The organism is Hafnia alvei, assembly GCF_964063325.1.
Taxonomy (GTDB): domain Bacteria; phylum Pseudomonadota; class Gammaproteobacteria; order Enterobacterales; family Enterobacteriaceae; genus Hafnia; species Hafnia alvei_B.
Map to the genome: position 1 here is coordinate 3,606,390 of NZ_OZ061315.1, position 14,366 is coordinate 3,620,755.

Consider the following 14,366-nt stretch of genomic DNA (forward strand, 5'->3'; position numbering starts at 1 on the left):
AGGGAAAATCAAAAAATTACAGCGCTTTCATCGTACCTTTCGGCAGAACAGCGGTCACGAAATCACGTTTGATGATAACTTCGGTGGTATCGTTCAGAGCAATGGCAATGTAACCCGTCTCAGCAACTTTCGTTACGCGACCGATCAAACCGCCGTTGGTCAGAACTTCATCACCCTTGCTGATGGCATCCATCAGTTTTTTATGTTCTTTCGCACGTTTCTGCTGTGGACGCAGGATCATGAAATAGAAAATCAGGCCGAACACTACCAGCATGATAACCAAAGAGTACGGGCTGCCCTGAGCCGGTGCCCCAGCAGATGCCACAGCGTCGGAAATGAATAAACTCATCTAAATATCCCTCATTATTAACTACAGATTGAATGCAACTACAAACAGCCAGAAACAAGCCATTCTAAAAGCCGGCAGGTATCGCTCCTGCCGGCCTAAATTTATTTGGCGCCCACTGGCGGAACAGGTTTACCCTGTCGACCATAAAAATCGGCCACGAACTCGTCTAATTTACCGTCTTCAATGGCCTGACGTAAACCAGCCATCAAACGCTGATAATAGCGCAAGTTGTGGATCGTGTTTAAGCGAGCACCAAGAATTTCATTACAACGGTCAAGGTGATGCAAATAAGCACGGCTATAGTTGCGGCAGGTATAGCAATCACACTCTGCATCCAGCGTTGTGACGTCATCTTTATATTGGGCGTTACGGATTTTTACAATACCGTTGGTCACAAACAAATGACCATTACGCGCATTTCGAGTTGGCATCACGCAATCGAACATGTCGATTCCGCGGCGTACACCTTCCACCAAATCTTCCGGTTTACCTACGCCCATCAGGTAGCGAGGCTTATCCTCAGGAATTTGCGGACAAACATGTTCCAGAATACGGTGCATGTCTTCCTTTGGCTCGCCCACGGCCAAGCCGCCCACAGCGTAACCATCAAAGCCGATATCTACCAGCCCTTTTAGTGATACATCTCGTAAATCTTCGTAAACACCGCCCTGAATAATCCCGAACAGAGAGTTTTTATTGCCCAGTTCATCAAAGCGCTGACGGCTGCGTTTTGCCCAGCGCAGAGACATCTCCATAGAGCTCTTGGCGTAATCCCAATCAGCAGGGTACGGCGTACACTCATCAAAGATCATGACGATATCAGAACCCAGATCGTACTGAATTTCCATCGATTTTTCAGGACTTAAGAAAATCGGTGAGCCGTTGATCGGGTGGCGGAAATGGACACCTTCCTCTTTGATTTTACGCATTTTGCCTAGGCTAAAGACCTGAAAACCACCGGAATCGGTCAGAATAGGACCTTTCCACTGCATGAAGTCATGCAAATCGCCGTGTAGTTTCATAATTTCCTGTCCTGGACGTAGCCAAAGGTGGAAAGTATTACCCAGCAAGATTTGTGCGCCGGTTTCTTTCACCTCTTCTGGCGTCATTCCTTTAACGGTACCGTAGGTCCCAACAGGCATAAACGCAGGTGTTTCAACCACGCCACGATCGAAAATCAAACGACCGCGACGAGCACGGCCATCTGTAGTATCTAATTCGTACTTCACTCAAAACCTCCAGCATCAGAAAAACAGTCTGATGTTGCATTCCTAATGGAAAGAAGCCCTATTCAACATACCCGTCAGAGCGGGAAGCTAAACATTTTATGGGCAAAAATTGGCCCGTATGCTGCGTCTTATCAACAGCTCTACGGGCCACGAAATCACTCAGCAGAGATTTTTTCTTGCTCTGCTAGCTCGCTACGGGTAATAAACATGGCATCCCCATAGCTAAAGAAACGATATTCCTTCGCCACCGCTTCGTGGTACGCATGCATAGTATTTTGATAACCCGCAAAAGCAGACACCAACATGATCAACGTAGATTCAGGCAAATGGAAGTTGGTTATCAGAGCATCAATCACCTGATAGTGATAGCCCGGATAGATAAAGATTTGCGTGTCATCAAAAAATGGCGTGATGAGTGCATCTTTTGCCGCCGCTGCCGCGCTTTCGATCGATCGAACGGACGTTGTTCCTACCGCAATAACGCGATTGCCACGCGCCTTACATGCCAGCACAGCATCAACCACATCCTGTGGCACTTCGGCATATTCGGAATGCATGGTGTGATTTTCGATGGTATCAACACGCACTGGCTGGAACGTCCCCGCGCCAACATGCAGTGTCACAAAGGCCATCTCAACGCCTTTGGCGCGTAGTTTTTCTAGCAACGGCTCATCAAAGTGCAGACCCGCAGTCGGTGCAGCTACGGCACCAGGACGGGAACTATAGACAGTTTGATACAGTTCACGGTCGGCATCTTCGTCAGGACGGTCGATATAAGGTGGTAATGGCATATGACCCGCTGCATTCAGGATCGTCAGCACATCACGACCGTCGTCAAAGCGCAGTTCAAATAACGTGTCATGACGTGCAACCATGGTGGCACGAATATCTTCGTTATCCCCCAGCAGCAGCTCAGCCCCAGGTTTAGGCGACTTCGAAGCGCGCACATGTGCCAATACTCGGGTATCGTCCAGCACACGCTCAACCAATACTTCTAGTTTACCGCCACTGGCTTTGCGGCCAAACAGACGAGCAGGAATAACGCGGGTATTATTGAAAATCAGCAGGTCGCCTGCTTCAATTTTATCCAGAACATCAGTGAAAACGCCGTGCTCTAATTTTCCCGTTGGCCCGTCTAGCGATAACAAACGGCACGCGCTACGCTCTGCTTGTGGATAGCGAGCAATAAGGTTATCGGGAAGTTCAAACGAAAAATCAGAAACACGCATGGTTAGTATTCACTCTATATATAGCAGACGTAGGAGCACGCAAAAAACAGGCCGCTTAGTCTAGAGCCGCAAGCGTTCGGCTGCAACTGTTAAGCGGTTAAGGATGTTATTAGTCTTTATTAATAGGAATCCTTACCCACATAAAAACATGGATTAAACATCTTCATTCTCATTTATAATGGTTAGATGAATTTTCTCGCACACCTTCATCTTGCCTCACTGGCCAACAGCTCGCTGTATGGCAATATTTTGGCCGACTTTGTCCGCGGTAACCCACAGGGAAATTACTCAGAAAAGGTTATCGACGGCATATTCATGCATCGCAGAGTTGATGTGATGATCGACCGCCTCCCGCAAGTTTTAGAGGCGAAACGCTTTTTCCGCGAAGAATTTCGCCGCGTTGCGCCCATCACGCTTGATGTCGTATGGGATCATTTTCTCGCCCTGCACTGGCAAGAATTGGAGCCAGACATCTCTCTACATGCTTTCGTTAACCGTGCTCAAATTGAAATTGTGCCGATGCTGCCAAATTCTCCAGAGCGCTTTCAAAACCTCAATGCTTATATGTGGCAAGAGCGCTGGCTAGAACGCTACGCTGAACTGCCATTTATTGCCAAAGTGTTACAAGGTATGGCAAATCGCAGGCCGAAACTCGGTGCGCTGGCGGGATCTTTTAACGATATCGAAAATAACTACACCCTTCTTGAGCAAACATTTTGGCAGTTTTATCCACAAATGATCGCCCGAGCAAAGGCAAAGACCCTATAAACACTGACGCTGTTAACAGTTAGTGCGTTTCCCTATTGCCCTTTTTTACAAAAGCGCTATGTTATATACCAATCTTTACTTTTACCCTTTTGCATTATTGATAGGTAAAAGCTATCTTATCAATCGGCGCTTTACGCTTTATTCACCAACGTTTAATACGTATAGTGACTCCCGACCTAAGAATTTAATCATCCATCCAACATACAATTAACAGGAGTTAATATGGTCCTGGTTACTCGTCAAGCCCCTGACTTTACTGCCGCTGCCGTACTGGGCAACGGTGAAATCGTTGAAAACTTCAACTTCAAAGAATTTACTAAAGGCAAGCCAGCGGTTGTCTTCTTCTGGCCAATGGACTTCACTTTCGTATGTCCTTCTGAGCTGATTGCTTTTGATCATCGTTACAAAGAATTCAAATCCCGTGGCGTTGAAGTTGTTGGCGTTTCAATGGACTCTGAATTCGTTCATAACGCATGGCGTAAAACCCCTGTCGACAATGGCGGCATCGGTGAAGTTCAGTATCCACTGGTTGCTGACATCAAACACGAAATCATGCAGGCATACGGCATCGAACACCCAGAAGCTGGCGTTGCTCTGCGCGGTTCATTCCTGATCGACAAAGAAGGTGTGGTTCGCCATCAGGTTGTTAACGACCTGCCTCTGGGCCGTAACATCGATGAAATGCTGCGTATGGTTGATGCGCTGCAGTTCCACGAAGAGCACGGTGATGTTTGCCCAGCTCAGTGGGAAAAAGGCCAAGAAGGTATGGGCGCGTCTCCAGACGGCGTCGCTAAATACCTGTCTGAAAACGCTGCTAAACTGTAATTCAGTTAGCAATGTGAGAAAAGCGGCCAATTGGCCGCTTTTTTATTAGCTAAAGGATGTATTAGGCAGCAGACCACTGCCAGACAGTTGCACTTTCGGTAGGTAAAGTCAGTTCGATATAGTCAGCCTCTTGAGCCAATTTCCCCTCGCCGTCGAATTTTTCCCAACTGCCCGTCGGAATTATTGGCGAATTAGACAAAACACAGTGTCCTTCGCCATCTCGTTGCAGAGCAATGAGCAGCGTTTCATCTTCATACTGACGAACAAATACCAGCGTATTGGCGCGAGCATGTACCACCATGCATCCGCCTCGCCGTAATGCGTTACTGTGGTGTCTTAAGGTGGTGATCTGTTTAGTTAACGCCAATAAATCACCGTCCCAGCGTGACTCATCCCACGGGAATGTTTTACGGCAAAACGGATCGTTGCCTCCATCAAGACCAATTTCATCACCGTAATATAAACATGGCACGCCAATCCAGGTGAAGAGCCAAACTAGCGCCATGCGCATACGCTGTGGTTTATCGGCCAATAAAGTTAAAAAGCGCGCGGTGTCATGACTATCCAGTTGATTGAACATAGCCAACTGCTGAGTATGCGATAAGCCTGCCCGGTAGCCGTCCATCCACTCGGCACACTGCTGAGCATCAAGCTGGATCAGCTGATAAGCCACATCAACCCCGGCTAAAAACGAACGCACTGGCAGCGCAAACCCCATATAGTTCATCGCGCCATCTTCCACACCAGCCTGCAGCCAGCGCCGCGCATCACCAAAGTGCTCACCAAATACATAAGCGTGGGGATTTTCATTTTTTACCGCACGATACATCCCAGCAAGGTGATGCAAGTTACCCCGTGCAGTCCCTCCTTCCCCCAGCATATGCACCACATCAAGCCTCCAGCCATCAATGTGGTAAGGCTCTCTCAACCAGTGCCGCAGTACGCTATCGTCCGCCTGATAAACGCTGTCCACCACGGCCTGACTCGAGAAGTCAAGCTTGGGTAACGTTGAGTTTCCTTTCCAATCAAGCACTCGTCCGTCAGCGGTAAAAGTGAAACGTGTACGATGAGGAGAGGCAAGATCGTAAAATGCCCCACCCGTACGTTGCTGATAACGATCAAACCACGGATGGGTATCTCCCGTATGGTTAAAGACGCCGTCAAGGATCAGACGCATGCCCAACTTTTGCGTTGCCTCACGCAGGCGTACCAACGCGTCATTACCGCCAAGATAGGGATCGACCTGATAATAATCTTCAGTGTCATATTTGTGGTTGCTAGGAGCGGTAAAGATCGGATTGAGATACAGAGCTGTAACACCAATCTCCTGCAGATAAGGTAAACGTTCGACAATTCCGTCTAAATCACCGCCGTAAAAAGTGGAAGAGGCATTTTCCTCCGTCAAAGGATCGTCCCAGTCTTTGCGAATTACCTTGCGCTGCACTGCATGGTGATAATAACTGTCATTTTCCACCGAATGATCCTGTCCGCTCGCGGCGAAACGATCGGGGAAGATCTGATAAAAAACTTGATCGGCAACCCACTCCGGCGACTGCGTAGGGATCTCTACCGCAAATTGCTCCATCTGCGCTGGAGGAACGACACTGAAGCCCTGCGGCCCAAACCACTGCTGCCGATCGTCCCACAAAAATTTAAAGCAGTAGCGGCGTACGGCTTCACCGGCCAGCAGCGTGAGATCGGCCTGATAACAGATAAAATGCCCCTGTTTTTCTGGCTGCATCGTCAACAGCCACTCTTCATTATCGGGCTCGCATCTCAACATAACCTGCTGCGGCAGTTCATCGTCTCCCTGCACCCAAAGACGGATCTCAAGATGCTCCGCGTGATAACGTACATACGGTGGTACCGGTAAATGCCAGGCAAACAACATAAAATTATCCCCCACGAATGATTAACGCAGAGCATGCCACGTTGCGATTAGGCCGCACTCCTCTATAACCACTTTTTATAGGGATGAGCGAGGGGGAGGATAGCGATGATTATGTTTATATTGGTGCTTTGCTTCGCTTCTGGTTGACTGAAAACGCCAAGTCGTTAGCCTATGTCAGGTTATTGCGTCAAAATATTTGAAAGAAAAGGGAAGCTCAATGCACAACACACTGAAACGATGGCTAGAACAGTATGGAATCGAGTTCACACATGTGACTTCGCTCATTCTTGTTATTGGCCTCATTATGGTGACTGCGGTCATCATTCATCTGCTTTTGCATCGGGTGCTACTTTCTCGCTTAGAAAAGCGCGGTCAGCACAGCAAAATGCTATGGCTGAAAGTGATTACCCAGCATAAGCTTTTTCATCGCGTAGCCTTTACGTTACAAGGCGTTATCGTCAATATCCAAGCGGTATTCTGGCTACATCCCGGCACTGACGCGGGCGATGCCCTGATTATCTGCGCACAAATGTGGGTAATGCTGTACGCGCTACTTTCATTCTTTTCGCTGTTGGATACGCTACTCGATCTCACGCGCAGTATGTCTATCGCAGAGCAACTGCCTTTGCGAGGTATATTCCAAAGCCTAAAATTGGTTGCGGCAATCATCATCGGCATTTTGATGATTTCGCTTCTGATAGGCCAGTCGCCGCTGCTATTAATTAGCGGTTTGGGGGCCATGGCTGCGGTGCTAATGTTAGTGTTTAAAGACCCTATCTTAGGTTTGGTTGCCGGTATTCAGCTCTCTGCAAACAACATGCTTAAGCTGGGTGACTGGCTGGAAATGGCTAAATATGGTGCGAACGGTACCGTTGTTGATGTTGGTCTGACGACGGTCAAAGTACGCAACTTTGATAACACCATCACCATGATCCCAACCTATGCGCTGGTGTCTGATTCTTTTATCAACTGGCGTGCTATGTCAGAATCCGGTGGGCGTCGAATCAAACGCAGTTTGAATATTGATACCACCAGCGTTCACTTTATGTCAGATGAAGAGCATCAACGGCTGATGAAAAGCGCGTTGTTGGCACCTTATATCGATGCCAAAACCCAAGAGATCAAGACCTATAACAATGGGTTGCATGCCGATCTCAGCTCACCGCTAAATGGTCGGCGGATGACAAATTTGGGTACCTTTCGCGCCTATCTAATTGCCTATCTCAATGCGCATCCGCAGATCCGTAAAGACATGACTCTCATGGTTCGGCAGCTTGCGCCAACGTCTGACGGTTTGCCTCTGGAAATCTATGCTTTCACCAATACAACGGTGTGGGCTCAGTATGAAAGCATTCAGGCCGATATTTTTGATCACACTTTCGCGATTATTTCCGAGTTTGGACTGCGCGTGCATCAAACCCCGACAGGTAACGATATGCGGGCAATAGGCCGCACACAGCTAAACTAAGGCCCACACATCCCTTACCTTCAGCTGACATTTCCTCACAGAATTGTTTCTGAAGGTAAGGAAGCGATGTCAAACATGGCCAAAAATGTCCACCCCCTTCCCTTATAATCAAAACCTGTTATCAATAGCACTCCTTTTATTCACATCAACGGAGGGGAAATTGTTCAGTACACTTTGCCTTAGTAAACTAAGGGCACACCTGATGCCATTTTTGTCTGCGCTGATCCTGATGACCAGTCTGCACTCTGCCGATGTCGATATCAGTAAACTTGCCAGTCAAAATAACCAAAGCTATTCTCAACTCACTAGCGATTTACATGACGTTCGTGAAGCGCTAATTCTCAGCGTACGTGAGTCTCGGCGAGAAGAGCAAGATGAAGAGCACCATGAGGTCACTGCACCAACTGCAAATGCCCAATCAGGTAGAAATCTACGATTAGGTTGATAAGGCCTCTACACGTCTAACCCCCCATAAAAAAACGGAGCCATTTGGCTCCGTTCTCATTTCATCAAGGTTCTGGCTTAATCTGAGATCTGTTTCTTTTTGTCCTGCGATGCAACTTTGGCTGACTTCTTCACTAGGCAATAGCCTGCCAGCAACACCACAACCCAAACCAATCCAGCATAAAGCGACACTCGGGTATCTGGGAAATAGCCAATCAGGCCAATAATAAACACCAGGAAAATAATACCGATGACCGAGGTAAATATTCCCCCACGTAATGGGAATTCCAGTGCTTTAACTTGTTCAGCGCTTAAGCTGCGGCGGAATGCAATCTGAGAGAAAAGGATCATGATCCACACCCAAACAGTAGCAAACGTTGCCAGCGAAGCAATCACCAAGAAAACATTTTCAGGCATGATGTAGTTTAGATACACCGCGATCAGCAAGGCTAAAACCATCACCAATACCGTTACCCACGGGATGCCACGGCGAGAAACCTTAGAGAAAATCTTCGGCGCATGTCCCTGCTGAGCCATACCATGCAGCATTCGGCCCACACCAAACACATCGCTGTTAATCGCGGACAACGATGCCGTAATCACCACGAAGTTCAAAATCCCAGCAGCTACGGTAATCCCTAAATGCTGGAACGTCAGCACAAACGGACTCCCCTGCGTGCCGACCTGATTCCATGGATAGATCGACATAATTACGAACAACGTACCAACATAAAACACGAGAATTCGCAGCGGTACCGAGTTGATAGCTTTAGGAATCGACACTTTTGGATTTTCAGCTTCACCCGCCGTGATGCCGATAATTTCGATCCCACCGTAGGCAAACATCACCAACTGCAGCGAGAAAATCATGCCAACGAAGCCGTTACTGAAGAACCCGCCGTTGCTCCACAAATTGTGGATCCCCGTCGGCTGGCCGCCGTTTCCAATGCCCCAGAAGATGATACCAATGCCCGCGACAATCATGATGATGATAGTGGCAACTTTGAAGAAGGAGAACCAAAACTCAAGCTCGCCAAACACCTTCACGCTCATCAAATTAACCGCACCGATGATCAGTACGACGCTGAGTACCCAGATCCAATGCGGAACCGCGGGAAACCAGACACTCATATAGATGCCAAACGCGGTAACATCTGCAATCGCGACAATCAGGATTTCAAAGCAATATGTCCATCCGGTGATATAACCCGCCATTGGCCCTAGATAATCCTGCGCATAGCGAGAAAAAGAGCTGGCCTGAGGATTATTGACCGACATCTCACCGAGCGCACGCATGATAATAAAAGCGACAACGCCGCCTATCAAATAAGCCAGTAAAACACTCGGACCCGCCATTTTTATGGCATCAGCAGAGCCATAAAACAGTCCAGTACCAATGGCCGAGCCTAACGCCATAAAGCGAATGTGACGCGTATTAAGCCCACGTTTCAGCTGGTTGGGTTGTTGTTGCATACAAAAATTACCCGTTAGTACCTGTCAAAAAAAACACGGGCGCTATACGCCCGTGCTGCAAATTAACTCATATTTTTTGATTATAAATGCACAGAGTTCTGAATACACTATCTAAATATGTAATGAGTTCCGTCTGGAGTAATCTTTAGTTATGCACCGCAACGTTACGCGCGCCCATGGTGCGGTCATAAATGCCCATCACAACCAGAACCGCTAATGACGGTGGTAACCATGCTAAGCCTTGACCTGCCAGCGGCAAATGCTCCGTCCATGCTGGCATATAGGATGACAACGCAGAGCTTTTCAGCGCATCCAAGATGCCAAATACCAAGCTAATAACCATTACCGGCGAAAATACGCGCGGAGCGGAATTCCACCAGCGCAGAGTGAAGCTCAACACCACCAGCACAATGCACGGCGGATAAATCGCGGTCAGAACTGGAATGGAGATTTGAATCAAATGGCTCAGGCCTAGATTCGATACCACCATAGAGAACAGACCCAGAATAAATACCAGCGTACGGTAGCTGAATGGCAAGTACTGAGCGAAGAATTCGGCACACGCACAGGTCAGGCCTACGGCCGTTACCATACAGGCAATAAAGATCAGCGCGGCTAAGAACAAGCTACCGACACCACCAAAGGTATGCTGAACATAAGCGTGTAAAATAACCGCCCCATTTTGAGCATCTGGCACCAACTCACCGCTGCTCGAACCCAGTTTGAACAGGCTCAGATAAACCAGCGTTAAGCCAATACCTGCGATTAACCCTGCCCAAATAGTGTAACGCGTCAGCAAACGGGTATCGCTTACACCGCGGGAACGAGCCGCGTTAACGATAACAATACCAAACACCATCGCACCAAGCGTATCCATTGTCAGATAGCCATTAACGAACCCGCTGGAGAACGGTACCTGTTGATAAATTTCAATCGCGGGAACATGAGAACCTGCAGGCCACAGAACAGCGGCGATCCCCAGAACGGCCAGCGCAACGATTTTCAACGGCGCTAAAATATGGCCAACGGTATCCAGCAATTTGCCCGGATACAGAGAAATAGCCACGACCAAGGCAAAGTAAACCACGCTATAAATCAGCAATGGGGCTGCACCGTCGCCGGTTAGAGGCGCGATACCGAGTTCAAAAGAAACGGTTGCCGTACGCGGAGTCGCAAACAATGGCCCTACGGCTAGGTAGCAGACGGTTGCCAGCAGCAAACCCGCCTTACGGCCAATTGGCGTGCTCAGCGCATCGATACCGCCACCGACTTTCGCCAAAGCGACGACGGTGATAACAGGCAAACCTACTGCGGTGATAAGAAAACCGATAGCCGCAATCCAGACATGCTCGCCAGACTGCAACCCTACCATCGGAGGGAATATGATATTGCCTGCGCCGACAAACAGCGCGAAGGTCATGAATCCTAATGCCAGGATATCTTTAGAAGTTAAACGATGAGTCATAATGAGATGTCGTGCTGCCTTATAACAGTTTAAAGAGTTTCAATCGAATAATGAGCCGCGGAGAAATATCCTTACAGATGAGAGATATGCCGACAGAAGAAAATAGCGTTATAGGACGATCGCCTTTTTCTTCATAACTTCATAATTCACACCAACACATAAACGCCGCTCTGTCTTGATTTCATAACCCTGACTTCCCCTGAGAGAAGCCATTGGTGTGGGTTACACCACCCGACAGATGATTACTGTATAAGTTATTAGCTGGCGTTATATGGCGACTACACCGACAAGTAAACACGTTCTGGCAGGTAAAAGACAAGAGCTAAATTCACTTGCGGAATCATCATCCAGAGAAAGTTGGCAGACCAGTTAATGATTTGGCATTTTAAGAGTATCACCATACATAAATTGCCCCTTAGGGTGGTATTCTCTGCGGATGATTGTTCAATAAATAACCCACGCATAGAATTTTACACTGCGAGAGACCATGGCAAAAAAATAATGTATATCGCTATCAAATGGTAAAAATGAATAAATAAAATACATAAAAATCAATTTGTTAATTAACAATGAAAAAGAAATAGCCGCCAGAAAACACTGGCGGCCATAAAACGCAGATTTCGTTAACTTATGGTTTAACTTAGAGAGAAGCGAGAGATTGCGGCTTTCCTAGCAGATAACCCTGAATATAATCAACACCCAGTGCTTTTAACTGAAACTTCTGTGCTTCATCTTCGACGTACTCAGCAACCACTAAAAGCTTTTTCAAGCGCGCAATCTGACACATCGCAGAGACAATCTGCTGATCGATCGGGCTATCGATCAATTCACGAACAAAGCTGCCATCAATTTTTAAGATATCAGCTTCAATATTCTTCAGGCGATCGTAACTGGCAAAACCAGTGCCAAAATCATCGATAGCAATTCGGCATCCCATCTGTCGGAGCTGTGACAGTGTTTTTGCCGTGAGCTCTTTAGACTGCGTAATATTACTTTCTGTTATTTCGAGAATGATCTGGTAGGCCTCAACCTGATACTTGGCCAACAAGCGGGAGATATCCTGCACCAGCGTAGGTCTAGCCAGCGTTGACGGAGTCAGATTGATCGAGAAACATGCAGCAGGAAAGCGCTCACGGTTTAAATTAATAAACTCCAGTACATGAACAAGTACCCATAAGTCGACATCGTAATTCAGACCAAATTCAGCGACGACAGGGAAGAAGTCGTTAGGCATGATGATATTGCCATCTTCATCATGCAGGCGAAGCAAAATTTCGTGATAACGATCGCCTCGAAACCCTTCAATAGGCTGAGCCATCAGCATAAACCGATCTTTATCCAATCCTTGCTGAATATGATGCAGCATCGCCACTTTGCTATGAATACCCTGCTGCAAGCTCTGAGCATTGAGGTGGGTGGATTCCGCATTCCCTGTAAGTAGCGAACGCTCTGCCATAGAGCTCAACTCGCCAATAACGCTATAAATATGAACCAGCGGCTGGCGAACCGTGCAATAGCCGATTCCATAGTGCAAACGTAGTGGTAAGCCGTTCCACAGTAAGCGGAATAGCTTCATCGCATCATTAAGGCGTTTAATCGTTTCGGGCGCATTTCGATTATTAAGACGCAAGACAAGATCGTAACTCGGTAACTGATACACATCTTCGTCAGCCGCCAACACTTTTTTGATCATGCAGGCTAACCGTTGCTTATATTCAAGCTTAAGCTGCATGCCATACGTGCGGCAAAGCGTATCGAGATTCGCAATACGTAGGAAACAAACAACCGAACGCTCATGCTGCTGCAAGTCATATTGTAGGCAACGAAGGTTCGGCAGTTGAATGACGGGATCGATCATTGATGCCCGCTGGGTCTTTTCATAAAGACGACGTTGGCGTGTATTCACTGCCGCCATCAGAATAATCGTCAGCGTAAACATCACCATCATCGACATAATCAACGCCAGGCTATGAACCAAATTATCCCATTGTACAAAACCGTCATAGTTTAGGAGTAACGTGATCACCGATGCTGACCACACCAAGCTGGTGAGCTGATATCCATAGCGCATCGCACCAAAAAGCATTAATGGCAGCAACAGCGTTAACGTGTAGTCAGTATAAAAAATACTGCTATCGTCAGTGGCAGGAATAACCAACACGGTTATCATCGCTACGAGCAGCAACAGCCAGATCTGAATTTCCCATGCCGTGACACCTTGCGCGATTTCCTTACGGCAACGATTTACAATGACGCTAAGAAAACGCGGCTTAAGAACAACACGCAGCAGGTAATAACACGCAGGTACACCCGCGAGACAGGCGAGTACCAATGCTTGGTAGCCAATCAGCGTTCTAATAGAAAAAGGTGCCGATGCGGCCATTTTTTCAACGGGTTCGAAAATGCCTAGAGCAACAATTATCTGAATCAACATCAGGAAGACGAGCGGCAATACGACAACCATCCAAAACAGCCGCGGCAACATGGTTTGCATTCGGCCAAAGCCACATGACCAACGCCGCCCTACATGCTTCAGAAAGCCATACCAGCTAATACCAAGCGAAAGCACTAGCGCAGTGGCAACAAGTGCCCCCGGTAAATAACCTATCTTATAGATATAAAGACCAAAGGAGACAACGGCTAGCGCTGGCATCACGCGCCAGCTAAAAATCATTAATAGCGAAAGTGAAACCGCCATTGGTAAGAATAAAAGATAAACGACACCATCACTCGTGACGAGATGAGGAGATACAAAAAGGCTGAAAGGTAATAATACGAGAGCAAAAAGCAGGGGAGTCCCCCACCAATAATTCAAACGATGCAGTAAATATTGTAATTGGCTCATGGATTAGACTTCAACAGGTCCCGAGGTCACTCCTTGCTACATGTTCTAACACGGTCATAAAGCAACTTATAAAATAGAACCCGTTGAAAAAACAATGATAATTAAAAGTGGCTTCCTAATCACTCTTTTGAACTCAACCTTTGGAGTTCAGAACGTCAACCCAAGCCCATTGTAATGAAATACATCTGAGAGCGGCCTGAAATATTATGTAACGGCGCATTCTACCTTTTGATAATGATCAAAAAACACTAAATTCAATCATAAATTATGCTTAATCCAGATTTATCCTGTAAGTCACTCTCAGCATACATGACACAAAAAGATTAAATAATGAACCAATGTTAAACCATCATTTAAAAAGCAACTAAAATGCTAGACGC

Annotated in this window: 11 protein-coding genes; 4 read left to right on the forward strand and 7 right to left on the reverse strand. The window is 47.2% G+C overall.

Going from position 1 to position 14,366, the window contains the following annotated elements; genetic code table 11:
- Positions 1-16 precede the first annotated feature (16 nt).
- The 3 genes from yajC to queA form a co-directional block, all read right to left on the reverse strand.
- Positions 17-349 carry a preprotein translocase subunit YajC gene (yajC, locus tag AB3Y96_RS17020; RefSeq protein ID WP_004096758.1) on the reverse strand — a complete coding sequence of 111 codons (333 nt, stop codon included), beginning with the start codon at positions 347-349 and terminating at the stop codon, positions 17-19.
- 101 nt (positions 350-450) lie between these two features.
- The gene (gene tgt, locus AB3Y96_RS17025) at positions 451-1,578 is read right to left on the reverse strand and encodes a tRNA guanosine(34) transglycosylase Tgt (RefSeq protein WP_025800036.1); all 1,128 of its coding nucleotides are present in this window, start codon (positions 1,576-1,578) and stop codon (positions 451-453) included.
- 155 nt (positions 1,579-1,733) lie between these two features.
- The gene (queA, locus tag AB3Y96_RS17030; protein ID WP_072308350.1) at positions 1,734-2,807 is read right to left on the reverse strand and encodes a tRNA preQ1(34) S-adenosylmethionine ribosyltransferase-isomerase QueA; all 1,074 of its coding nucleotides are present in this window, start codon (positions 2,805-2,807) and stop codon (positions 1,734-1,736) included.
- A gap of 186 nt (positions 2,808-2,993) precedes the next feature.
- On the opposite strand from queA, the gene AB3Y96_RS17035 reads away from it, so the two are divergent.
- Positions 2,994-3,575: an ACP phosphodiesterase gene (locus AB3Y96_RS17035; RefSeq protein ID WP_367299782.1), complete on the forward strand. Its 582-nt coding sequence runs from the start codon at positions 2,994-2,996 to the stop codon at positions 3,573-3,575.
- 222 nt (positions 3,576-3,797) lie between these two features.
- Positions 3,798-4,400 carry a peroxiredoxin C gene (locus AB3Y96_RS17040; RefSeq protein WP_004847724.1) on the forward strand — a complete coding sequence of 201 codons (603 nt, stop codon included), beginning with the start codon at positions 3,798-3,800 and terminating at the stop codon, positions 4,398-4,400.
- A 61-nt stretch (positions 4,401-4,461) separates the two neighbouring features.
- Here AB3Y96_RS17040 and malZ read toward each other — a convergent pair whose 3' ends face one another.
- On the reverse strand, positions 4,462-6,291 hold the full coding sequence (gene malZ, locus AB3Y96_RS17045; protein ID WP_367299783.1) for a maltodextrin glucosidase: 1,830 nt from the start codon (positions 6,289-6,291) through the stop codon (positions 4,462-4,464).
- A 217-nt stretch (positions 6,292-6,508) separates the two neighbouring features.
- Here malZ and AB3Y96_RS17050 point away from each other — a divergent pair, with 217 nt between their 5' ends.
- Complete coding sequence (locus AB3Y96_RS17050) at positions 6,509-7,759, forward strand: mechanosensitive ion channel family protein (RefSeq protein WP_367299784.1); 1,251 nt, start codon at positions 6,509-6,511, stop codon at positions 7,757-7,759.
- 202 nt (positions 7,760-7,961) lie between these two features.
- Positions 7,962-8,204 (forward strand): hypothetical protein, encoded by a 243-nt coding sequence (locus AB3Y96_RS17055; protein WP_072308346.1) that lies wholly within the window; start codon positions 7,962-7,964, stop codon positions 8,202-8,204.
- 77 nt (positions 8,205-8,281) lie between these two features.
- On the opposite strand, the gene proY is transcribed toward AB3Y96_RS17055, so the two are convergent.
- The 3 genes from proY to AB3Y96_RS17070 form a co-directional block, all read right to left on the reverse strand.
- Complete coding sequence (proY, locus tag AB3Y96_RS17060) at positions 8,282-9,676, reverse strand: proline-specific permease ProY (RefSeq protein ID WP_072308345.1); 1,395 nt, start codon at positions 9,674-9,676, stop codon at positions 8,282-8,284.
- Between the two features lie 145 nt (positions 9,677-9,821).
- A complete protein-coding gene (gene brnQ, locus AB3Y96_RS17065; RefSeq protein ID WP_367299785.1) occupies positions 9,822-11,141 on the reverse strand; it encodes a branched-chain amino acid transport system II carrier protein in 1,320 nt (439 codons plus the stop codon).
- A gap of 640 nt (positions 11,142-11,781) precedes the next feature.
- Complete coding sequence (locus tag AB3Y96_RS17070; RefSeq protein WP_072308343.1) at positions 11,782-13,986, reverse strand: EAL domain-containing protein; 2,205 nt, start codon at positions 13,984-13,986, stop codon at positions 11,782-11,784.
- Between the last annotated feature and the right edge of the window lie 380 nt (positions 13,987-14,366).